The sequence below is a fragment of the Micromonospora chokoriensis genome (assembly GCF_900091505.1).
GTDB classification, from domain to species: domain Bacteria; phylum Actinomycetota; class Actinomycetes; order Mycobacteriales; family Micromonosporaceae; genus Micromonospora; species Micromonospora chokoriensis.
Window position 1 is genome coordinate 5,090,179 of record NZ_LT607409.1, and the last position, 20,426, is coordinate 5,110,604.

General features: G+C 72.0%; 23 protein-coding genes. 9 read left to right on the forward strand and 14 right to left on the reverse strand.

The window, feature by feature from the left end; all coding sequences use genetic code 11:
- Window positions 1-88: 88 nt before the first annotated feature.
- From GA0070612_RS23640 to GA0070612_RS23655, 4 genes are all read right to left on the reverse strand, one after another.
- Window positions 89-292 (reverse strand): hypothetical protein, encoded by a 204-nt coding sequence (locus tag GA0070612_RS23640; RefSeq protein WP_167393667.1) that lies wholly within the window; start codon window positions 290-292, stop codon window positions 89-91.
- Window positions 293-294: 2 nt separating this feature from the next.
- The gene (locus tag GA0070612_RS23645; RefSeq protein ID WP_088991720.1) at window positions 295-1,359 is read right to left on the reverse strand and encodes a LacI family DNA-binding transcriptional regulator; all 1,065 of its coding nucleotides are present in this window, start codon (window positions 1,357-1,359) and stop codon (window positions 295-297) included.
- A 100-nt stretch (window positions 1,360-1,459) separates the two neighbouring features.
- Window positions 1,460-2,341, reverse strand: coding sequence for a helix-turn-helix domain-containing protein (locus tag GA0070612_RS23650; RefSeq protein ID WP_408630579.1), 882 nt, complete (start codon window positions 2,339-2,341; stop codon window positions 1,460-1,462).
- A 146-nt stretch (window positions 2,342-2,487) separates the two neighbouring features.
- Entirely contained in the window at window positions 2,488-2,727 is a 240-nt protein-coding gene (locus GA0070612_RS23655) for a DUF397 domain-containing protein (protein WP_074309213.1), read from the reverse strand.
- 263 nt (window positions 2,728-2,990) lie between these two features.
- On the opposite strand from GA0070612_RS23655, the gene GA0070612_RS23660 reads away from it, so the two are divergent.
- Window positions 2,991-3,632 carry a GGDEF domain-containing protein gene (locus tag GA0070612_RS23660; protein ID WP_088991721.1) on the forward strand — a complete coding sequence of 214 codons (642 nt, stop codon included), beginning with the start codon at window positions 2,991-2,993 and terminating at the stop codon, window positions 3,630-3,632.
- Between the two features lie 4 nt (window positions 3,633-3,636).
- Here GA0070612_RS23660 and rox read toward each other — a convergent pair whose 3' ends face one another.
- Both rox and GA0070612_RS23670 read right to left on the reverse strand, forming a co-directional pair.
- Complete coding sequence (gene rox, locus GA0070612_RS23665) at window positions 3,637-5,067, reverse strand: rifampin monooxygenase (protein ID WP_088989906.1); 1,431 nt, start codon at window positions 5,065-5,067, stop codon at window positions 3,637-3,639.
- Window positions 5,068-5,228: 161 nt separating this feature from the next.
- On the reverse strand, window positions 5,229-6,236 hold the full coding sequence (locus GA0070612_RS23670; protein WP_088989907.1) for a phosphotransferase enzyme family protein: 1,008 nt from the start codon (window positions 6,234-6,236) through the stop codon (window positions 5,229-5,231).
- A gap of 120 nt (window positions 6,237-6,356) precedes the next feature.
- On the opposite strand from GA0070612_RS23670, the gene GA0070612_RS23675 reads away from it, so the two are divergent.
- Window positions 6,357-7,007: a flavodoxin family protein gene (locus tag GA0070612_RS23675; RefSeq protein ID WP_088989908.1), complete on the forward strand. Its 651-nt coding sequence runs from the start codon at window positions 6,357-6,359 to the stop codon at window positions 7,005-7,007.
- A gap of 24 nt (window positions 7,008-7,031) precedes the next feature.
- On the opposite strand, the gene GA0070612_RS23680 is transcribed toward GA0070612_RS23675, so the two are convergent.
- On the reverse strand, window positions 7,032-7,523 hold the full coding sequence (locus GA0070612_RS23680; protein ID WP_088989909.1) for a type II toxin-antitoxin system PemK/MazF family toxin: 492 nt from the start codon (window positions 7,521-7,523) through the stop codon (window positions 7,032-7,034).
- 50 nt (window positions 7,524-7,573) lie between these two features.
- Here GA0070612_RS23680 and GA0070612_RS23685 point away from each other — a divergent pair, with 50 nt between their 5' ends.
- A complete protein-coding gene (locus tag GA0070612_RS23685) occupies window positions 7,574-8,089 on the forward strand; it encodes an NUDIX hydrolase (RefSeq protein WP_088989910.1) in 516 nt (171 codons plus the stop codon).
- Window positions 8,090-8,115: 26 nt separating this feature from the next.
- The gene (locus GA0070612_RS23690) at window positions 8,116-9,357 is read left to right on the forward strand and encodes a hypothetical protein (protein WP_088991722.1); all 1,242 of its coding nucleotides are present in this window, start codon (window positions 8,116-8,118) and stop codon (window positions 9,355-9,357) included.
- Here the strand turns inward: GA0070612_RS23690 and GA0070612_RS23695 are convergent, their stop codons facing one another.
- Window positions 9,358-10,122, reverse strand: a complete 765-nt coding sequence (locus tag GA0070612_RS23695; protein ID WP_088989911.1) for an SDR family NAD(P)-dependent oxidoreductase — start codon at window positions 10,120-10,122, stop codon at window positions 9,358-9,360. It lies immediately after the preceding gene.
- A gap of 71 nt (window positions 10,123-10,193) precedes the next feature.
- Between GA0070612_RS23695 and GA0070612_RS23700 the strand changes: the two genes are divergently transcribed.
- Complete coding sequence (locus GA0070612_RS23700) at window positions 10,194-10,832, forward strand: TetR/AcrR family transcriptional regulator (RefSeq protein WP_088989912.1); 639 nt, start codon at window positions 10,194-10,196, stop codon at window positions 10,830-10,832.
- A 10-nt stretch (window positions 10,833-10,842) separates the two neighbouring features.
- Here the strand turns inward: GA0070612_RS23700 and GA0070612_RS23705 are convergent, their stop codons facing one another.
- The 6 genes from GA0070612_RS23705 to GA0070612_RS23730 all read right to left on the reverse strand — a co-directional run bounded on the left by GA0070612_RS23705 (window position 10,843) and on the right by GA0070612_RS23730 (window position 16,436).
- Window positions 10,843-12,045, reverse strand: coding sequence for an FUSC family protein (locus GA0070612_RS23705; protein WP_231924312.1), 1,203 nt, complete (start codon window positions 12,043-12,045; stop codon window positions 10,843-10,845).
- Window positions 12,046-12,221: 176 nt separating this feature from the next.
- Window positions 12,222-12,737 (reverse strand): DUF2267 domain-containing protein, encoded by a 516-nt coding sequence (locus tag GA0070612_RS23710; RefSeq protein WP_157742578.1) that lies wholly within the window; start codon window positions 12,735-12,737, stop codon window positions 12,222-12,224.
- Between the two features lie 42 nt (window positions 12,738-12,779).
- Window positions 12,780-13,178, reverse strand: a complete 399-nt coding sequence (locus GA0070612_RS23715) for an NUDIX hydrolase (protein WP_088989914.1) — start codon at window positions 13,176-13,178, stop codon at window positions 12,780-12,782.
- Between the two features lie 55 nt (window positions 13,179-13,233).
- Window positions 13,234-14,580: an MGH1-like glycoside hydrolase domain-containing protein gene (locus GA0070612_RS23720; protein WP_197699227.1), complete on the reverse strand. Its 1,347-nt coding sequence runs from the start codon at window positions 14,578-14,580 to the stop codon at window positions 13,234-13,236.
- The gene (locus GA0070612_RS23725; RefSeq protein ID WP_088989915.1) at window positions 14,577-15,398 is read right to left on the reverse strand and encodes a sugar phosphate isomerase/epimerase family protein; all 822 of its coding nucleotides are present in this window, start codon (window positions 15,396-15,398) and stop codon (window positions 14,577-14,579) included. Before GA0070612_RS23725 ends, GA0070612_RS23720 begins: the two co-directional genes overlap by 4 nt.
- The gene (locus GA0070612_RS23730) at window positions 15,399-16,436 is read right to left on the reverse strand and encodes a zinc-binding dehydrogenase (RefSeq protein ID WP_088989916.1); all 1,038 of its coding nucleotides are present in this window, start codon (window positions 16,434-16,436) and stop codon (window positions 15,399-15,401) included.
- 115 nt (window positions 16,437-16,551) lie between these two features.
- On the opposite strand from GA0070612_RS23730, the gene GA0070612_RS23735 reads away from it, so the two are divergent.
- Genes GA0070612_RS23735 through GA0070612_RS23750 form a run of 4 tightly spaced genes read left to right on the forward strand, consistent with a single transcriptional unit; the run spans window position 16,552 to window position 20,425 of the window.
- Entirely contained in the window at window positions 16,552-17,946 is a 1,395-nt protein-coding gene (locus GA0070612_RS23735) for an ABC transporter substrate-binding protein (protein ID WP_088989917.1), read from the forward strand.
- Window positions 17,943-18,899 carry a carbohydrate ABC transporter permease gene (locus tag GA0070612_RS23740; RefSeq protein ID WP_088989918.1) on the forward strand — a complete coding sequence of 319 codons (957 nt, stop codon included), beginning with the start codon at window positions 17,943-17,945 and terminating at the stop codon, window positions 18,897-18,899. Before GA0070612_RS23735 ends, GA0070612_RS23740 begins: the two co-directional genes overlap by 4 nt.
- Complete coding sequence (locus GA0070612_RS23745; RefSeq protein ID WP_088989919.1) at window positions 18,899-19,765, forward strand: carbohydrate ABC transporter permease; 867 nt, start codon at window positions 18,899-18,901, stop codon at window positions 19,763-19,765. The genes GA0070612_RS23740 and GA0070612_RS23745 overlap by 1 nt, the downstream gene beginning before the upstream one ends.
- A gap of 54 nt (window positions 19,766-19,819) precedes the next feature.
- Window positions 19,820-20,425, forward strand: a complete 606-nt coding sequence (locus tag GA0070612_RS23750) for a class I SAM-dependent methyltransferase (protein WP_088989920.1) — start codon at window positions 19,820-19,822, stop codon at window positions 20,423-20,425.
- Window position 20,426 lies beyond the last annotated feature (1 nt).

The following is a 20,426-nucleotide window of genomic DNA, read 5'->3' on the forward strand; positions in this document are numbered from 1 at the left end:
ATTCTGCCTGGCCAAGCCCTCCTCGACCACCCTCCGTGTCCGAGCCCACACTGTTCGTCCCGTGCGTGCCCGAATGAGTGCGAAGGGGTCAGGAGCAGCGCGGGGCGGCCGGCAGGGGTCGCGGCTGGATGCGGTCGGCGAGCCGACGCAGGGCGACGGCGGCAGCCTGCCGGGTCGGGTCGAGTCGAGCCCGACGGACCGGTTCGACCTGGACCGGGGCGTCCGGCCGGGCCGAGTTGACGTGTCGGTTCATCGCGTCGAGGGCGGTGATGTAGCCGGTGGGAAGTTCCATGGTCAACTCCTCGAGACAGGTCCGGTGGAGTCCCGGACGACGAGTGTGGTGGGCAACAACACGTGACCGTCCGCCGTGTTCGTGGGCGGGTCGAGCAGCAGTTCGGCGGCGATGCGGCCCTTCTCCTCGGCCGGCTGCCGGACGGTGGTGAGGCCGGCTGCGGCGGCCTCGGGAACGTCGTCGAAACCGGTCACCGAGACGGGTGGGCGGTCACCGGCCGGCCGGGCGGCCAGGGCGTCCAGCACACCGAGCGCGAGGACGTCGGAGCCGGCCAGCACGGCGGTCGGGGGGTCGGGTCGGTCGAACAGCCCGAGGACGGCCGCGGCGGCGGCCTTGCGACTGTTGCCCGGAGCGTTGACCAGGGTCAGCTCGGCCCAGTCGACGCCGACCTCGGCGAACGCGTCGGCGAAACCGGTGAGCCGCCCCCGGGTTGTGGGGTGCGGAACCTGCTCCACCCCGGGCACCGTGAGCGGGCCGGCCGGGGCGTCCGGCAGCACCGAGTCGGCGAGCAGCGCCACGCGACGGTGACCGAGGCCCGCCACGTGCGCGGCGGCGCTGTGCGCGGCGGCCCGTTCGTCGATGCCGACGTACCGCTCGTCGGGGCCGGCGTCGTCGCGCGGGGCCGTACTGACGAACGGCAGGCCCCGCGCCCGGATCACGTCCAGCGCCCATTCCTCGTCGGCGACGCAGTAGACACAGAACCCGTCCACTGCGGCGTTCTCGACCGCCCGCCGGGCGTCGGTGACCGCCGTGGGCAGCGGCACCAGCAACATGCTGGTGCTGTGCCGCTCGGCCGCCTCGCCGACGCCGGCGAGGAAGCGGACGGCGAACGGGTCGGTGAAGGCGTAGGACAGCTGCGAGGTGAACAGCACGCCGATCGATCCGACGAAGCCGCGGCGCAGGGAACGCGCGGTCGGGTTGGGACCGGGGTAGCCGAGTTGCCGTGCGGCGTCCAGGATGCGCCCGCGCAGGCTCGCGGAGAGCTGGTCGGGGCGACTGTAGGCGTTGGACACGGTGCTGCGGGAGACGCCGACGGCGTCGGCCACGGCTTGCAGTGTCGGCTTCACCGGCACCCCTCTGGATCGATCCAGTCTGTATCGATCCAGAGGTTAGCCCGACTCGTTGGCGTCGGTCAATACCGTGCGTTCGGAGTGGCCCGCGCCGCGATCAGGCCGGGTAGAGGTCGTCCAACAGACGGCCGAGGATGTCCGGGGTACGCTCCGGCGGCTCGGCCTCGACGCAGAGCCGCTCCATGGCCACCGCGTAGTAGTCCAGGTCGTCACGCTTGTCGAGGTAGAGGGCGCTGGTGAGCTGCTCGATGTAGACGATGTCGGGCAACTCCTGGTCGCCGAAGCGCAGGATGGTGAAGGCGCCCCCGGCGGCGGCGTGGCCGCCGGCGGCGAACGGGATGACCTGGAGCCGGATGTTGGGCGACTTGGTCGCCTCGATGAGTGCGGTGAGCTGCCCGCGCATGACGGCGGGGCCGCCGATCGGGCGGCGCAGGGCCGCCTCGTCCACCACGGCCCAGAGCTGCGGCGCGTTGTCCCGGTGGAGCAGCTGCTGCCGCTGCATGCGCAGGGCGACCCGTCGGTCGATCTCGGCCGGGTCGGCCGCGCCGTGCCCGAGCAGGACGACCGCCCGGGCATAGTCCCCGGTCTGCAACAGGCCGGGCACGAACTGCACCTCGTAGCTCCGGATCAACGCGGCAGCGGCCTCCAGGCCCAGATACGACTGGAACCAGGTCGGCAGCACGTCACCGTAGCGGTGCCACCAGCCGGGGCTGTTGGCGTCCCGGGCGAGTTTCAGCAGCGCCTCGCGCTCGTGCTCCTCGGTGACGCCGTAGAGGGTCAACAGGTCGGAGACGTCGCGCTCCTTGAACCCGACCCGACCCAGCTCCATCCGACTGATCTTCGATTCGGAGGAACGGATCTCCCAGCCGGCACCCTCGCGGGTCACCCCACTGGTCTCCCGAAGCCGCCGTAACTGGGCGCCGAGCAGCATGCGCAGCACGGTCGGCCCGGTTGTCGGGCCACCCTCGGCGGGAACCATCGTCACGTGCGGACCTCCGGACACCGACCCACGCGACCGGGTACCTGGCCCGGCCGACGTGTAAGCATGCCATGGACCGACAGTGAGGTGAACTCCTCCGCGCCGGTGATTCAGTCCCGTCGCCGGGACGACCCCACCCGGGACGGTCAGTTGATCAGATGGTCGAAGTCCCCGTCCCGCGCGCCGAGAACGAAGGCGGCGATCTCGTCCACTGTGTAGATCAGCGCCGGCCCCTCCGGGTGCCGCGAGTTGCGAACCGCGATGCCCGCTCCCCCGGGCAGTTCGGCGAGTTCGACGCAGTTGCCGCTGGGGTTGCTACGGCGGCTCTTCTGCCAGCTCAGTGGGGGCAACTGATGGATCGGTACGCCATTGGGTGGCTGCTGCATGGGGGCGTCTTTCTGCTCACGAGCCCGCCGGTGGCCGTGGGAGGAGCGGTGACGGCGAGGGGGTGCGGTATCGACATCGGACGGTTCTGCACGTGCATCTGCTATTGCATATGCACCGGACGGCGAGCATGATAACGCACATGATCGGTGTGCATCCGTTCACGTTGAGTTACCCCGCAGGGGCAACCAGCAGGTAAAACTGGCTCGACGCGGCACACCGCGTCGACCGAAGGGGTAAGGCGGTCGCGGCGATGGGAGGGTTCGTGCCGGATCCGATGAGTGTCGCCTCCGGCATCTGCGCGGCCGGCGCGCTTCTCTCTTCCTGGCAACTGCGCCGCCGGGCGGTGCGCGCCGAGGCCGAGATCGAGCACCTCCAGGCCGAGCTCGCCGCCGAACGCCACGCCGCCAGCCACGACGCCCTCACCGGGCTGCCCAACCGACGTGCCTTCTACCGCCTGGCTGCCGCCCTGCTCACCGACGCGGCCGGCCAGCCGTTGATCGCCGTGGTGCTCGACCTCGACGACTTCAAGCAGATCAACGACCGGTACGGGCACGCCGCCGGTGACCAGGTGCTGATCAGTGTGGCCGAACGGCTCGCCGGCTTCGCCGGTGACAATCTCGTCGCCCGCCTCGGCGGAGACGAGTTCGCCGGCCTGCTCGCCAGCCCGACCGTCGACCGGCGTTGGATCGAGCACTCCACCCGCCGTCTCGCCGAGACCGTCGCCGCGCCGATCCGACTGAGCGGGTGCAGCGTCCGGGTCACCGCGTCCGTCGGGCTCGCCCCGGTGACCGGCCCGGCCCAGCTCACCGAGGCGCTCAGCCGCGCCGACGCCGCCATGTACCAGGCGAAGAGCCTCGGCGGCGCCCGCTCACCCCGGCAACTCGTCGACAGCACCGAGCGCTGACGGGTCACCCGACGGGCGCACCGAACCACGTGGGCAACGTGCCGAGCAGGTCCGTCTGATCGTCGCCCACCCACGCCACGTGGCCGTCCGGCCGCAGCAGCACGGCGGGCACCTCCAGCTCGTCGCTGACGTCGACGACGTGGTCGACCCGGTCCGCCCACCCGGCGACGGAGAGCCGGCCGGTCTGGTCGAGCAGCAGACCGCGACCACCACGCATCAGCTCGTAGAGGCGACCGTTGTCCTTCAGTCGTACGTCGCGCAGGTGCCGGCCGAGCAGCTCGTGGCCCGTACCGAGGTCGTACCGGACCCCGATCGCGGTGATCTTCTCGATCAGGAACCGGTTGACCTCCTCGAAGTCCAGCAGCTCTGACAACACGTGCCGCACCGCCCGGGGCCCCGGCTCCGGCGACAGCAGCACCATCTGGGCACGGGTGTTGGTCAGCACGTCGGCCGCCACCGGGTGCCGCTCGGCGTGGTAGCTGTCCAACAGCCCTTCCGGAGCCCAGCCGTTCACCGCGGCGGCCAGTTTCCAACCGAGGTTGAACGCGTCCTGGATGCCCAGGTTGAGCCCCTGCCCACCGGTCGGTGGGTGGATGTGCGCGGCGTCGCCGGCCAGGAACACGCGACCGGTCCGGTAGCGCTCGGCCAGCCGGGTGGCGTCGCCGAAGCGGGACAGCCAGCGTGGTGAGTGGACGCCGAAGTCGGTGCCCGCGTACACCCGGAGTTGCTCTTTGAACTCCTCGATGGTCGGCGGGACCGACCGGTCCTCGGCCACCCCCTCGGCGGGGACGAGGACGCGGTACACCCCGTTGCCCAGCGGTCCGAGACCGAAGCGCAGGTGGGTCTTGCGGACCTCGGCCACCACGTCGGCCACCGTCTGCGGCGCCACGCCCACCTCCATCTCGCCGAGCAGCGACTCGACCTCGCTGGGCTCACCGGGGAAGCCGACGCCGAGCAGTTTGCGCACGGTGCTGCGACCGCCGTCGCAGCCGACGAGGTACCGCGAACGCACCCGCGTGCCGTCGGCGAGGTCCACTGCCACCCCGTGCTCGTCCTGGCTGAGGCCGGTCAGTTCGCAGCCCCGCCGGATCTCGACGCCGACCTCGCCGGCGTGCTCGGCCAGCAGCCGGTCGGTGGTGGTCTGCGGAATGCCGAGGACGTACCCGTGCGCGGTGTCCAGTCCGCCCGGCGACGGTTTCGGAATGGCGGCGAAGAAGCCACCCACCGGGTGCTGCTGACCGAGGGCGAGGAACCGCTCCAGCAGACCGCGCTGGTCCATCACCTCGATGCTGCGCGCGTGCAGGCCGAGCGAGCGGACGAACGGGGTCGGCTCGCTGTCCTTCTCCACCACGAGCACCCGCACGTCGTGCAGCCGCAGCTCGGCGGCCAGCATCAGGCCGGTCGGTCCACCGCCGGCAATGATGACATCGATCATGAAATCCCCCGATTTTCCCAGGTTTGAGCTTCGGCAGGAGATTCTGCAGCACACCCCGGGTCTTGCGGCAAGACCCGGGGTGCGATATACGTTAGAGGTGGCAAGGAGTGCGTGACCTCCTTGCCCTTCGTGTTTCCGGCCCCGGACGGACGCGGTCCCCGCTAGCTCCGCCGGTCGAGGTCGCGCAATGCCCCGTCGGCGAGGGTGACCAGGCCGACGTCGGAGACCAGCCCCCGCACGATCCGTGCCGCCCGATCACGGTCGGTCGCCCCGGCGTCCGGGTCCAACGCCTGTCGGGTCCAGTCGGAGAGGTCGTCCAGCGCGCGGACCGCGAGGAACCAGGCGAGACGCGCCCTGTCGATGTCGAACGGACCGTACCCGTCGAGGGTGGCCTCCTGCTGGGAGGCGCCGACCGGGGCAAACGCGAGCACCCCGCCGACGACGAACATCAGGTCACACTCGGGCGGCGCGAGCACCGCGTCGTCCCAGTCGATCAACCAGACCTGCCCGCCCGCGCCGAGTAGCAGGTTTCCCAGGTGCGGGTCACCGTGGCAGACCACGTCCGGGCCGAGGTGGGCCCGCCGGTCGACGGCGAGACGTTCGACGGCCCTGATCAGAGCGTCCACCCGCTCGGCCACCGCGGACCACTCCCGGGCCAGCTCCGCGGCGAGCGGACCGGCCGGGTCGCGCAGCCGCTCGGCCACCGCGCGGGTCGAGGCCACGATCGAGGGGTACGCCGCCCCGCCCGCCGGCAACAGCCGCCGCAACTCCCCGGTCACCGGCACCCCGTGCACGGCCGCCAGCACCTCGCCGTACGCGCGCCAGTGCGCGTCGGTCATCGGGCCGTCGAGGGCCCGCTGGTCGGAGACCCACGGCACCACCGAGAGGCGACACCCGTCGTGGTCGACGGCCAGCCCACCGTCCCCGGTCCGCAGCGGCGCGGCGATCCCCGGCACCCCCTGATCGGCCAGGTACGCCGTGACGACCAGACCGGCGGCCGTGCCCCCACCGCTCAGTTTGACCGCGTACCGCCCACCGTCGAGGGTTCTGGCCAGCCACAGCCGGGCGTGCTGGTCCGCGCCGTGGGTCACCAGCTCCATCGCGGCAATGGTCAGGCCGAAGCCTGCCCGGACCCGCTCGGCCACCCGCCGCGGGACGTCGTCGATCATGCGGTCACCTTGCCACCGGCCGGCAGAGCCGCCCAACGCAATAGTCGTGCGGAGGTGTCCCGGGACGGCGTCCGGGTATGGGGGAACGGCACCCGCACACGACGGCCGAAGGGAATCGACGTGGCGAGCATCCGCGCCCTCGTACTCAACTGCACCCTCAAGCCGTCACCCGCGCCGTCCAGCGCCGAGCAGCTCGGCCGCGAGGTCCTCGCCGAGTTGGCCGCGCAGGGCGTGGAGGGCGAACTGATCCGGGTCGTCGACCACGACGTGCGATTCGGGGTGTCCACCGACGAGGGCGACGGCGACGGTTGGCCGGCGATCCGCGCCAAGCTGCTGGCGGCCCAGGTGCTCGTGATCGCCACTCCGATCTGGCTCGGCCAGCCGTCGAGCGTCTGCAAGATGGTCCTCGAACGGCTCGACGCCGAACTCTCCGAGACCGACGACGAGGGCCGGCTCCTGACCTACGGCAAGGTGGCCGGTGTGGCAGTCGTCGGCAACGAGGACGGCGCGCACCACACGATCGGCCAGGTGCAGCAGGCGCTCAACGAGGTCGGGTTCACCCTCGCGGCCGCCGCCGCCACCTACTGGGTGGGCGAGGCGCTGCACACAGTGGACTACCGCGACGCCGGGCCGAAGCCGGACACCACCGGCCGCACCACGAAGGCCCTGGCGCTCAACAGCGCGCACCTCGCCCGGCTGCTCGCCGAGCAGCCGTACCCGCCGCCGGACGCGCGCAGCGCGGCGGTCGGCCCGAGTCGCGAATCGGCCTGACCGGCCCGCTCGACGGTGATGCGGTCAGCGCCACCCGTAACCGGCGCGTAGGGCCTGCCCGACCCGGTCGAACCGAGGCCGGTCCAGGACGGCGCCCTCGCGGCGGATGCTGTCCTCGCGCATGGTGAGCACCCGGTCCAACCGAACCCAGCTCGGCCGGTTGTCCCGGTCCCACTCGCCCGGCCCGAGCGCGAACCAGTGCCGCTGCCCGTCGCGTTCACTCTGACTGGACAGCATCAGCCCGAACAGCGTCCGGCTGTGCCGCCCGACGACCAGCACCGGCCGGTCCTTGCCCTGCCGGGGGTCGTCCTCGTACGGCACCCACGTCCAGACGATCTCGCCCGGGTCGGCCTGCCCGTCGCGCTCCGGGGCGTAGGTCAGCTCCCGGCGCTGCAACGCGCTCACCTGACGGCGGCGGGCCACCTGGGCGGGGGCGGGCCCGCTGCGTCGGGGCGACGGAATCACCGCGCCCACCCGGGAGATGCGAGCAGCGACATTCCTCAACAGACCAGCCACGGCGGGCAGCCTACCCGCCGCCCGAGCGGCCGGCGAGAGAGACTGGCCCGATGAACGAGGTACCCCTCGACCTGCCGATCCTGGAACGACGCGCGGTGCGGGTGGTGGTCACGGACAGCACCGACCGGGTGTTGCTGTTCCACACCCGCGACCCCGACCATCCCCGGCTGGGCACCTGGTGGGAACTGCCAGGTGGTGGCATGGATCCCGGCGAGACCTATCGCGACACCGCCGTACGGGAGCTGCGCGAGGAGACCGGCATCGTGGTCGCCGCCGGCCAGATCGGTTCGCCGACCTGGCGTCGCCGGGCGACGTTCCTGCACCGCCAGATACGGCACGTGCAGGACGAGGTGGTCGTCGCCGTACGACTGGGGGGCCCCGGCCCCGACGTGGACGAGACACACCGGCTCGACTACGAGCGGGAGGACTACTTCGGGTTCCGCTGGTGGCCGCTGCACGAGGTGGTCGCCAGCACCCAACGGTTCTATCCCGGGCACCTTCCCCGGTTGATCACGTCATTCCTCGCCGGTGAGGAGATCGACGAGCCGTTCGAGCTGTGGTCGTGAGCCGGCCCGGCGGGCAGAGTAAGGGCATGACGACCGACCTGCACGGGCCGCTGTCCGCGTACGCCGCACGGATGCACGCCACGATCGGCGACGGGCACCACGTCGCCTCCCCGCTCGGCGCCTGGCTGCTGCTCGCGGTCTGCGCCGCGACTGCCGCCGACGACGACCCGGCCGCCGAGGACCTGGCCCGCGCCCTGGGCACCGACCTCGCCGGCGCCGCCGAGGCCGCCCGCGCGCTGCTGGACTCGCCGCACCCGCTGGTCAGGTCCGCCACCGCGCTCTGGCAACGGTCGGGGCGCAGCGACGTCGGGGCGGGCGGTTGGCGGGCCGCGCTGCCCCGCAGCACCGAGGTCGGCGTGCTGCCCGACCAGGCCGGCCTGGACGCGTGGGCGCGCGAGCACACCGACGGTCTGATCGAGGCGTTTCCGTTGACGGTCGGCCCGGACGTGGTCTTCGCTCTGGCCAGCGCGCTGGCCACCCGGGTGTCCTGGGCGGCCCCGTTCGACGTCGCCGACGCCCGCGAGCTCGGTGCCGGCAGCGCGTGGGCGGGACAGCTACGGCGGGTGCTGCGCAGCCCGGGCCTCGGCCACCGGTGCGCCATCGTGTCGACCACGCGCGCCGGTGACGTGATCGTGCACGCCGCCCCGGCCCAGACGACCGACGGAGCGGGGCTGGTGGTCCTCTCGGTGGCCGCCGCGGCGCCGGTGCCGCCGGCCGAGGTGCTGGCCGTCGCGTACGACCTCGGTGCCGGCGCGGCCGACGGTGCCCGACCGGCCGGTGCCCGCTCACTGTTCGACCTGCCCCTCGGCGACGCTCCGCTCTGGACGGTGCGCGAGGAGCGGGTGCGGACGCTGGCCCGCGACGGCCGCGAGGAGCGGCACGCGGCGCTGCTCCCCTGCTGGTCGGCCCACAGTGACCACGATCTGGCCGCTCCGACGCTCGGCTTCCCGGCCGCGACCGCGACGGTGGCGAAGGCGCTGGCCACCCCTGTGGAAGGCTTCGAGGCACGGCAGTCGGCGGTGGCCCGCTTCGACAGGTACGGCTTCGAGGCGGCGGCGGTGACCGGCATGTTCGCGCGGGCCAGCCTGCCGCCCGAAGGCGTCGCGCGCACGGCCGAGCTGCGCTTCGGCCACCCGTACGCGGTGGTGGCCGTCGCCACCGACAGCCGGGCCGACGGTGGCACCGGGCCGTGGCACGGGCTGCCGGTCTTCTCCGCCTGGATCACCGAGCCGGACGACCTGTCCAGGGCCGACGCCGCCGAGCGGTGATCAGAAGCGCGGCCCGAGGAACAGGCCGCCGCTCGCGTCGATGACCTGACCGGTGATCCAGCGGGCGGCGTCGGAGGCGAGGAAGGCGACCACCTCGGCGACGTCGTCGGGCGCCCCCAACCGGTTCAGGGCTGTCGTCGCGGCGATGAGGTCGGCGAGGCCCGGCGCGTCGAAGGCCGACCCGTTGGTCGCCGTGCGGGTGGCGCCGGGGGCGACCGCGTTGACGGTGATCCCCCGGACCCCGACCTGGTTGGCCAAGGTCATGCTCATCGTCTCGACCGCGCCCTTCGTCATGGCGAAGGACGTCTGCGTGGCGTTGGCCATCCGGGTCGCCACCGACGAGATGGTGATGATGCGGCCACCGTCGCGCAGCAGTGGCAGCGCCCGCTGGCTGATGAAGTACGGCGCTCGCACGTTCACCGCGAAGAGGTGGTCGAACTGCGCCCGCGTCGTGACGCCGAGCGGGCCGGCCGGCGCGGTGGCCGCGTTGTTGACGAGGATGTCGAGCGGACGCCCGGCCAGGGCGGTCTCCACTGCCGCGAAGAGGGTCTCGACGTCGTCGTCCACGCCCAGCTGGGCGCGCACGGCGAGTGCTGTTCCGCCGGCGCGCTCGATGTCGCCGACCGTCGCCATCGCACCGTCCTCGTCGGTGCCGAAGTGGACGAGGACCATCGCGCCGCTCGCCGCCAGGCGAACCGCGATCGCCTGCCCGATGCCACGCGACGCGCCCGTCACCAGAGCCGTTGTGCCGGTCAGATCGCCCACGTCAACCACCTCACGAATCAGTTAGTCGCTACCAATCTGGTAGCGACTACCACGGAGGTAGTGTCTATCACATGCCCGATCAGCAGTCCACCCTGCGTGCCCACCGCCGCGCCGAGACGCAACGCGCGATCCAGGCGCACGCCGTGCGGCTGTTCACCGAACGCGGGTACGACGCCACCACCGTCAGCGACGTCGCCGAGGCCGCCGGGGTGTCCCCCATGACCGTCTACCGGCACTTCCCCACGAAGGAGGACCTCGTCCTCATCGACCAGCACGGCCGGCTCGTCGCCGACCGGATCGCCGCGTCACCGCCCACCCAGCCCCTGGTCCGCCGCATCGGCGGCGCGCTGATCGAGTCGACCACGACACTGACCGGCGGCCCCGGTGGGAGCGATCTCTCCACGAGCGGGCAGTTCCTGCTCGCCCGACTCCGGCTGATGATCTCGACGCCGGCCCTGCGGGCCAAGCACCTGGACAACACCTACGCGCTCCAGCAGGCCATCGTCGCCGCCCTCGGGGACGACACCACCGATCCCGAGGCCGCGTTCCACGCCCACGCGGCGGCGAGCGCCTGCCTGGCAGCCATGCACACGGCACTCGTGCGGTGGGCCGAGGACAACGGACGAAGCGAGCTGCCCGACCTCATCGCGAAGGCGCTCACCGCCGCCTTCGGCGACCACGCCCTCACGGACCGGCCGGACACGCGCTGAGCCGCCAGCGTCACCCGCCCGGGTGCAGAGAGGCCTCACCGTCCTGTACCGCCTTGCGCACCTCGTCGTTCGCTGACGTCGCGTCGTACCCGATCGCACGGAGGAGGTCGCTGGCAGCGGTACGCAGTTGGGTCACCACCGCGTCGCCGAACTCGTCGACGCCCTGGGCGCGGGCACGGCCCGCCCGGTAGACGGCGTCGCGTACCGCCTGGTGGGTTTTCTCGGTCGGACGGCCGGCGCGATGCTCGCGGCGCAGCAGTTCGACCGCGTCGGCGAGCCGTCCGACGCTGACGGACAGGTCCGGGGGAATCCGCTCGCGGTACTGCAGTGCCATCGCCGATCGGCGGGCGACCCCACGGCTGTGTTCGATGACGCGTTCGACCTGCTGGTTCGCCCGCGCGAACCGCTCCACATCCTGCCGGCGCAACCACCGGGCCGGGGCCAGGCTGACCACCTCCTCGGCGCCGCTGAGCGCCTGGTGCATCCGGTCCAGCGCGGGACCCATGTCGCGAAGGAGATCGAGGGCGCGAATCGCCCGCGGCTGGTCCCCCGTCGTCAGGGCCCCGGACACCTCCCGTAGCTGACCGGCGAGCCGCTGGTAGATCGGCGCCGCGTCCCGGTCGAGGATCCGCATCGGGTTCAACGGCACCAGCAACGCGACCACCACGAGGCCCACCGCGCCGCCGACCATCGCCTCCACGATCCGCGGCCATTCGAGGTCGTTCTGTGCCGGGGCGAGGGTCGCGAGCAGCACCGCCGTACCGCCGGCCTGGCCGACAGCAGCACCGCTGCGCCCGAACAGCACGAGCGTCGCGAGGACGGCAAACGCGACGACGAACCCGGTCTGCCAGAACCCGGTGCCCAGAAGGCTCAACAGGAGGTCGGTGGTGGCGATGCCGAGGCCGACACCGAGCAGCAGTTCGATGGTCCGGTGGGCGCGTTGGCCGAGCGCGGCGACGATCGTGCCCACCGCGGCGGAGGGGGCGAAGATCGGCGCGGGGTTGCCCAACAGGTCGTGCCCGATCGACCAGGCCAGTGCCGCGGCCAGCCCGGCCTGCACCGAGATGACCAGGGCGGCCTCCAACTGGCTCAGCCGCAGTCGGCCCGCCCGGCCACCACGACTGCGGATCCGCTCGGCGGCCCTCTTGACGTGTCGTGCCGCACTGCGCCGGGCGTGACTGATGTCGTTCCGGCGGCGACGGTCAGGGTCCACCGAGCACTCGTATCACGCCGAAGCCCGGTCATTCCGGTCAATTGCGACACCGTAACCCATCCCCGGCGGGTGATCGACTCGGGTTCAAGGAAGGTGGGGTGTTCTGGTCACGACGATGCGGCGGCTTCCAGGAACACGAGTTGATCAGGCCAGGTTCGACTGCACACTGGCGGGCATCAGGTCCTGTATCGCCTGGGCGCCGGCCCGCCGTCGTCGCGCGGCAGTCGCGCCACCATCTCCCGGAACTCCCGTACTGTCATCGTCTCGCGCAGGGTCGCGAAGACGGCCCCGGTTCCGGCCCGGGCGGCGGCCGAATCCACCCCGGCCCGATGTTCCACCCGTCGGAGAAACTCTGCCGGCCCAGCGTCCGTTCGCGGTGGACCCGCATCGCTGCCACCGACGTGCAACCTCACCCCGGTGTCCAATCCGTCCGGGCCGTCGACCCCGGCCCCAGCCAGGGCAGGACCGTCAGCCGTATCCGGAACCGGGCCGTCGATTTCGGCCGGGCCGGTCAGATAACCACCGACGTTGTTCGGAAGGTGGCTGACGAGCTCATCGGGAGCGCCACTGGTCACCCGTTCGGCCATCGTCTGGAGGACAGCGCGGGCGAGCGCGGCGGCCTGCTCGGTGGGCAGGCCGGACCGCCGGGACACCGCGTCGATGAAGTACGGAAAGCCGTCGCCGTCGGTCACGTCCGGGCGGTTACCCCCGGCCGGCGGCGACAAACTGCGCCCTCAGCGCAGCAGGCCCTCGGCCAAGAGGTGGTCGAAGATGATCTGGTCGACCGCCGAGGTGCGGTGCCGGTCGGCGTACCCCAGCCAGGCCATCTCGGCGATCTCGCTGGCCGGCTGCAACTGTCCCCGATATCCGGCCCGATAGCAGGTCATCCGTACGGTGATGCCGGCCGCGTGGCTGTGCGCCTGAGCGGTGAAGGTGCCGATGTGCACTGCACCGCGCACGTCCACGTCGACGCTCAACTCCTCGTGGACCTCCCGACGCAGGGTCTCCAGGTCGGTCTCGCCCGGCTCGCGCTTGCCGCCGGGCAGATACCAGACGTCCTTGCCCTCCGACCGGGTGCTCAGCACCCGCCCGTCCTCGATGAGGATCCAGGCCACCTTGTCGATCTCGCGCACGATGTTCCTTCCGGCCGGCCGGCCGGGCACGCTACCACCCGTAGCCGAAGCGGACTCACTCCCTCAGCAGGTCGAGCACCAGCGCTGCGGTCCAGCTGAACGCCGGTGAGCCGAGTCCGGCACCGGTGTCCGGATGGAAGTACTCGTGGCAGCCGGCACCGGCGACCAGACCGATCATCGAGTGGCGCAGCCCGGCGGCCAGCTCCGGGTGCCCGTGCGTGAGCAGCCCGCGCCGGACCAGCCAACCGGTGTTCAGCCAGCTCGGCCCCCGCCAGTAGCGCAGCGGCTCAAAGTTCGGCGCGGTGCGGTCGTAGGTGGGCAACGGCCGCTCCATGTGCCGGGCCACCCCGAAGCGCGCCGACCGGGCCTCGACCACCAGCGCGTCGACCTGTCGGGCCGGTAGGTCGGGCAGGACCAGTGGGGTCAGCCCGAGCACGGTACGGGCGCCGATCAGCCGGCCGGTACGCAGGTCGCGGGGTTGGAACGTGCCGGTGGTCGGGTCGTGGAGCCGTCGTACCAGAGCGTCGGTGATCCGGGCCGCGCGGCCCCGGTGCGGCCCGGGGTCGTGCCCGACGAGCGCGGCGATCTCGGCGAGCGCGTGCTCGGCGGACCCGAAGGCCGCGTTGAACAGCGGACACTCGACCAGGAACGGATGCTTGTCGGCGAGGTCCCGGTCGGCGTAGCCGTGCTCGCGGTAGGCGGCGACGATCGCCAGGTAGCGCGCGTAGTCGAGGTCCGTGGGGCGGTGCGCGGCGTCGGCGTGCGCGGTGTCGTGCCGGCGGTACGCGCGCATGACCGCCGCCTCGGCCGGCACCGCGGCCATCGGGGCGTCCCAGGCGGGGCTGTTGTCCAACCCGGACTCCCACGGGTGCACGACGCAGACGAGTCCGTCGCCGGCCACGTCCCGCCGGTCGGCCAGGTAGCGCTGCTGGGCGACGAGGGCGGGATAGAGCCGGCGCAGCGCGGCCAGGCCGGCGGGCTCGGGTGCCCGCTGGTACGCCAGCAGCGCGGCGAGCGCGTGCACCGGTGGTTGGACGAGCCCGGACGTGTCGACGGCAGGGGCGCCCGGGGCGTCGGCGCTGCGCCACATCTCCGGGCCCGGGAAGTACGCGCCGACGCGTAGCGTCGGGTTGAACACGATGTGCGGCACCCGTCCGTCGGCCCACTGGGCCCGGAACAGGCTCGTCAACTCCTGCCAGGCCCGTTCGGGGCGGACCTGGGCGAGCCCGATCGCGATGAACGCCGAGTCCCAGCTCCACTGGTGCGGGTAGAGCGTGCGCGACGGCACGGTGTGGTCGTGTTCCCAGTTGGCGTCGAGCGTGGCGACAGCGAGCCGGCGCAGCTCGGCCGGGTCGCTCGCGCGGGTGCGGGCGGCGGGTGTCGCCCCGGCGTCGGCGGTCACGCGGCGGCCCGCCGGGGCAGCGCGTGCCGCAGCACCGTGGCGGCCTCCTGGAGGGCCCGGACCGGGTCGCCGCGCAGCCGGCACTCCAGGGCGAGCCAACCCCGGTAGTCCAACTCCAGCAGGGTCCGTACCAACGCCGGCCAGTCCAGGTGCCCTGCGCCCGGCTGGTGGCGGTTGGAGTCGCTGACCTGTACGTGCCCGAGGTAGGGCGCGGCGGCGCGCAGGGCCCGGTGCACGTCGTCCTCCTCGATGTTCATGTGGAACGTGTCGGCGACCACCCGGACCGAGGGCAGGGCGAGTGCGGCGCACAGCGCCACCGCCTCGTCGAGACGGTTGACCATGTGGTCCTCGTACCGGTTGAGGGGTTCCAGGAAGAGGGTGACGCCCTCGGTCCGGGCGTGCTCGCCCAGCTCGCCGAGGGCGTCGAGGAGGACCTGCCGGTCGTCGGCCGGCGGGCGGGGTGGCTCGAACGGCGGCAGCCGCCGGGAGAACATCCCCCAGGACGCTGGTGTCATCACTCCGACGCCGCCCAGCTCGGCGATCACCGAGAGTTGCGAGCGCAGGTTGCGGACGGCGTCGGCGGACCGGTCAGTGTCGAAGTCGCCGATGAAGTGGTCCATCTCGACGCAGACGGTGGGCATCACCACCCCGGCGGCGCGGGCCTGACGCAGTTCCGGCAACCGGCGGGCGAACGCGAGGTCGCCGCGTCCGCGTAGTTCGATGCCCTGGTAGCCGAGGGCGGTCGCGAGGGCGTACTTCTGGATCAGGTCGGTGCCCGGTAGGAGTTGTTCCTGGCAGGCCAGCGCGATGGTGGTCATCTAGAACCTCAGCACCACTTGGAGGACGTCACCGGCGCCGCGGTCGAGCAGCGCGAGGGCGTCGGCGACGGCGCTGGCGTCGACGATGTGGCTGACCAGCGGCAACGGGTCGACGCTGCGGTCGGCCACCAGGTCCATGAAGGTCTGCGCGACCCGGTCGCCGGTCCACCGCCCGGCCATGCCCGGCGCGGGGGTGGGCCCGGAGACCTGGGCGGCCACCAACTGGATGCGGTTGTGGTGGAACTCCTCGCCGAGGCCGAGCGCGTCGGCCTGGCCCTGGTAGAAACCGGCGGCGACGACCCGACCGGCGTGTGCGGTGGATCGGATCGCCTCGTGCAGCGCCGGGTACGCGCCGGACAACTCCAGGCACACGTCCGCACCCCGGCCGTCGGTGGCCCGGCGCAGCGCGGCGGCGGCGGAATCGGCGCGTGCGTCGACAGTGGATGCGGCACCGTATCGGACGGCGTGGTCCAGCCGGGCGGGCACCGGGTCGACGGCCACCACCCGGGCACCGGAGAGCACCGCGAGTCGGGTGGCGAGCAGGCCGATGACGCCCTGCCCGAAGACACCCACCCAGTCGCCGAGGTGCAGGTCACCGGCGAGCACGGCGGTCAGGGCGATGGCGCCGGGTCGGGCGAAGACCGCGGCGAGCGGGTCCAGCCCGGCGGGGAGCGGACGGACCGCCTCGGCGGCGAGCACCGCCTCGGCCCGGTGCCCCCAGATGCCCCAGACCAGTTGCCCCGGGTGCCGGTCGGTGACCTCCGGCGCTACCTCGACGATCTCGCCGACCTCCTCATAGCCGAAGCCGATCAGCGGGTAGGGCACCGGTGTCTGTCGGGGGACGAACATCCGGGCGGCGTCGTCCCAGTCCTTGCTGAGGCGGGGATTGCTGCCCCGGTAGAGGGTCAGCTCGGTGCCGGCGGAGATGCCCGAGTAGCAGGTGCGGACGCGAACCTGGCCGGGGCCGAGCGGATCCGGGGGGCAGGGCTCGAGGCTGATCCGTCGAGGCCCGGCGAGAGAGACAACCCAGTTGACCATGAGTCACATCCCGGTAGCACTGGGCTCCAGGATAGCAAAAAATCGCCATATGTCTTGTCATTGATCAATCGAAGGCGTTGAATCCGTCATGTACCCTTCGAGAGGAGTGCCACCGATGTCAGCACCTCCGAGGCGGATACTCGCCACCACTCTGATCCTGGCACTGACCACGTCCACCCTGCTGGCCTGCGGCGACGACACGTCGGACAGCAACAGCAAGAAGATCACCGTCTGGAGCCTGGAGGACGTCGCCGACCGGGTGACCGCCACCAAGGCGATCATCGCGGACTTCACCGCGAAGACCGGGATCCAGGTCGACCTGGTGACCGTCAACGAGGACCAGTTCCCCTCCCTGATCGCCGCCAACGCCGCCGCCGGCGACCTGCCCGACGTGGTCGGCTCGGTCTCGCTGGCCGGCGTCCGCACGCTCGCCGGCAACGAGCTGCTGCACACCTCGGCGAACGCCGACGTCGTCGACGCGCTGGGCCGGCAGACGTTCTCGCCCCGGGCACTGGAGCTCACCTCGGACGACGGCAAGCAGCTCTCCGTGCCCAGCGACGGGTGGGGACAGCTGCTCGTCTACCGCAAGGACCTGTTCGCCGCCGCCAACCTGCCCGCCCCCGACACGTACGAGCGGATCGCCACCGCCGCGGCGAAGCTGAACACCGGCGGAGTCGCCGGCATCACCGCCGCCACCTCGGCGAGCGACGTCTTCACCCAACAGACCTTCGAGCACCTGGCACTGGCCAACGGTTGCCAGCTCACCGACGACTCCGGCGCCGTCACCCTCGACTCCCCGCAGTGCGTCGAGGCGTTCCGCTTCTACGGCGACCTGATCCGCACCAGCTCCGTCAAGGGCGCGCAGGACGTGGACACCACCCGGGCCACCTACTTCGCCGGCAAGGCGGCCATGGTGATCTGGTCGCCGTTCATCCTCGACGAGCTGGCCGGGCTGCGCAACGACGCCAAGCCGACCTGCCCACAGTGCCAGGCCGACCCGGGTTTCCTCGCGCAGAACAGCGGGTTCGTCACCGCGATCAAGGGCCCGAACGGCACCGAGCCGGCCCAGTACGGAGAGATCAGCTCCTGGGCGGTGCTGGACGGCGCGGTGACCGACCCGGCGACGTCCTTCGTGGAGTTCATGCTCGGCGACGGCTACCCGCGCTGGTTCGGCATGTCCCCCGAGGGCCGCTTCCCGGTCCGCAAGGGCACCCCGGCCGAGCCGGAGGCGTTCCTGACCGCCTGGAATGCCAGCCAGGCCGGAGTGGACGCGAAGAAGCCCCTCGCCGACGTGTACGGCGACGAGGTGTTGGCCACGCTGCGCCGCAGCCCGGACACCTTCGGCCGGTGGGGGCTGAGCCAGGGGCAGGGCAAGCTGGTCGGCGCCATGCTCGGGGAGTTGCCGGTGCCCAAGGTGCTGGGCGACCTCGTCTCCGGCAAGTCCGACGCGGCGGCCGCCGCCAACCGCGCCAAGAAGGACGTGGACGCGATCAAGGCCGGCGTCAATTGACCACGACCGCGCCCGGCCCCGGCCGCTCCCCCACCCGGGAGCGGCCGGGGCGGGCCCGCCGCCGACCGATGACCCTGCGCCGCCGCGAGTCCCGTGCCGGGCTCGGGCTGGTCGCACCGACAGTGCTCGTCACGATCGCCGTGATCGGCATCCCGATCGTCTGGACGGTGGTGCTCGCCTTCCAGCGGGTCCGGCTCGCCACGCTGCGCAAGACCGGCCTGTTCGGCGAGTTCACCATGGACAACATCGACCGGGTGCTGCACACCCCCGGGTTCGCCGACACACTCTGGACCACAGTGGTCTACAGCATCGGCGGCACCGTCGGGTCGATACTGCTCGGTCTGGTCGCCGCGCTGGTGGTCCGTCGACCGTTCCGGGGCCGCACCCTGGTCCGGGCGTCCATGCTGCTGCCGTACGTGGCGCCGGTGGTCGCGGTGACCTTCGTCTGGCAGGTGATGCTCGACCCGCAGCTCGGCATCGTCAACGCCTGGGGTCAGCGGCTGCTCGGCTGGGACGCTCCGGTGCCGTTCCTGTCCCAGGAGTCGACGGCACTGACCACGGTGATCGTGTTCGAGGCGTGGCGGTACTTCCCGTTCGCCTTCCTGTTCCTGCTGGCCCGGCTCCAGGCGGTGCCCGGTGAGTTGGAGGAGGCCGCCCGCGTCGACGGGGCCACCCCCACCCAACGGTTCCGGCACATCCTGCTGCCCCAACTGCTGCCGGTGATCGCCCTGCTCGGCGTGCTGCGCTTCATCATGACGTTCAACAAGTTCGACGACGTCTACCTGCTCACCGGCGGCGCGGCGGGCACCGAGGTGGTCAGCGTGCGGGTGTACGAGTTCCTCACCGCCCGTACCGACATCGGCGCGGCGGCCGCGCAGGCGGTCGTGCTGGCCGTGGTGCTCATCGTGTTCGTGCTGATCTACCTGCGCTTCTTCGGACGGAGGGTGAGCTGATGGACCGGGACGTCATCGAGACGGTGGGCCTGCGCTGGCTGCGCCGCCTGGTGATCGCCGCGTTCCTGGTGGTCACCGTCTTCCCCTTCTACTACATGCTGGTGCTCTCGGTGCGCCCCATCGAGCGTCTGCTGCTCGACCCGGGCGCGCTGGTGGTCGGCTTCGGTGAGCTGACGGTGGCCACGTACGCCGAGGTCCTCAAGGCCACCGAGGACGGCGGCCAGGGTTTCCTGACGTTCATCCGCAACAGTGGGCTGGTCGCCGTCGCCGCGACCGTGCTCACCCTGCTGGTGGCGATCCCCGGCGCGTACGCGGTGGCCCGGCTGCGGTTCTTCGGCCGCCGGCAGGTCGACTTCCTGTTCCTCGCGGTCTACCTGTTCCCGTCGATCGTCATCGCGATCCCCCTGTTCGTGGTCTTCACCCAGGCCGGGCTGCGCGGCTCCCTGTTCGGTCTGGTGCTGGTCTACATCTCGCAGACGTTGCCCGTGTCGGTCTACATGCTGAAGAACTACTTCGAGACGATCCCGGTCAGTCTGGAGGAGTCCGCCGCCATCGACGGGGCCGGTCGGCTGGGCATCATCCGACGGGTCAGCCTGCCCCTCGCCGCACCATCGATCATGGCGGTCGCGCTCTACGACTTCATGATCGCCTGGAACGAGTTTCTCTTCGCCCTGTTGTTCCTGGTCGACAAGCCCGACCGGTGGACGGTGTCGCTGGGGTTGTCCCTACTCGCCGACGGGGTGGAGGTCCCCAAGACCGTGCTGATGGCCGGGTCGGTCGTCCTCACCGTGCCCATCGTGATCCTCTTCTTCGCCAGCGAGCGACTGCTCACCGAGGGTCTGACCAGCGGCGCGGAGAAGGGATGATCGTCTCGCTCGGGTCAGGCGTCGCTCCCCCGCCAGCCCGGTTACGGTGGCCACATGGCCAACCCGACCCGCTGGGCGACCGACACCGGCCCCGAGCACTCACAGTGGTACATCGACCGGTTCCGCAAGCTGGCCGCCGAGGGAGCGGACCTGGCCGGCGAGGCCCGCCTGGTCGACACCCTGGTGGCACCCGGCTCCCGCATCCTCGACGCCGGCAGCGGCACCGGCCGGGTCGGTGCCGCACTGGCGCAGCGCGGGCACACGGTGGTGGGGGTCGACGCCGACCCGGCGCTGGTGGCGGCGGCCCGAGCCGACTATCCGGGCCCGACGTGGCTGGTCGCCGACCTCGCCGAGCTGGATCTGCCCGCGCTGGGTGAGACGGAGCCGTTCGACGCCGCGGTGCTGGCCGGCAACGTCCTCGCCTTCGTCGCCGTCGGCACCGAACCGGAGGTGCTGCGCCGCGTCGCCGCCCACCTGCGACCGGACGGGGTGCTGACGGTCGGCTTCGGCACCGAACGGGGCTACCCGCTCACCGCGTTCGACGCCGACGCGGTGGCCGCCGGGCTGCGCGTGGAGCACCGCTTCGCGACCTGGGACCTGCGCCCGTGGCGCGACGACGCCCCGTTCGCGGTCACCGTCCTGCGCCGCCCGGCCGACTGAC

Coding starts and splice junctions, on each gene's coding strand:
- GA0070612_RS23690 (WP_088991722.1), top strand. CDS start 8,116: ATGACGACCGACCTGCACGGGCCGCTGTCCGCGTACGCCGCACGGATG.
- GA0070612_RS23750 (WP_088989920.1), top strand. CDS start 19,820: ATGGCCAACCCGACCCGCTGGGCGACCGACACCGGCCCCGAGCACTCA.
- GA0070612_RS23685 (WP_088989910.1), top strand. CDS start 7,574: ATGAACGAGGTACCCCTCGACCTGCCGATCCTGGAACGACGCGCGGTG.
- GA0070612_RS23650 (WP_408630579.1), bottom strand. CDS start 2,341: ATGGTTCCCGCCGAGGGTGGCCCGACAACCGGGCCGACCGTGCTGCGC.
- GA0070612_RS23640 (WP_167393667.1), bottom strand. CDS start 292: ATGGAACTTCCCACCGGCTACATCACCGCCCTCGACGCGATGAACCGA.
- GA0070612_RS23700 (WP_088989912.1), top strand. CDS start 10,194: ATGCCCGATCAGCAGTCCACCCTGCGTGCCCACCGCCGCGCCGAGACG.
- GA0070612_RS23735 (WP_088989917.1), top strand. CDS start 16,552: ATGTCAGCACCTCCGAGGCGGATACTCGCCACCACTCTGATCCTGGCA.
- rox (WP_088989906.1), bottom strand. CDS start 5,067: ATGATCGATGTCATCATTGCCGGCGGTGGACCGACCGGCCTGATGCTG.
- GA0070612_RS23745 (WP_088989919.1), top strand. CDS start 18,899: ATGGACCGGGACGTCATCGAGACGGTGGGCCTGCGCTGGCTGCGCCGC.
- GA0070612_RS23725 (WP_088989915.1), bottom strand. CDS start 15,398: ATGACCACCATCGCGCTGGCCTGCCAGGAACAACTCCTACCGGGCACC.
- GA0070612_RS23670 (WP_088989907.1), bottom strand. CDS start 6,236: ATGATCGACGACGTCCCGCGGCGGGTGGCCGAGCGGGTCCGGGCAGGC.
- GA0070612_RS23655 (WP_074309213.1), bottom strand. CDS start 2,727: ATGCAGCAGCCACCCAATGGCGTACCGATCCATCAGTTGCCCCCACTG.
- GA0070612_RS23730 (WP_088989916.1), bottom strand. CDS start 16,436: ATGGTCAACTGGGTTGTCTCTCTCGCCGGGCCTCGACGGATCAGCCTC.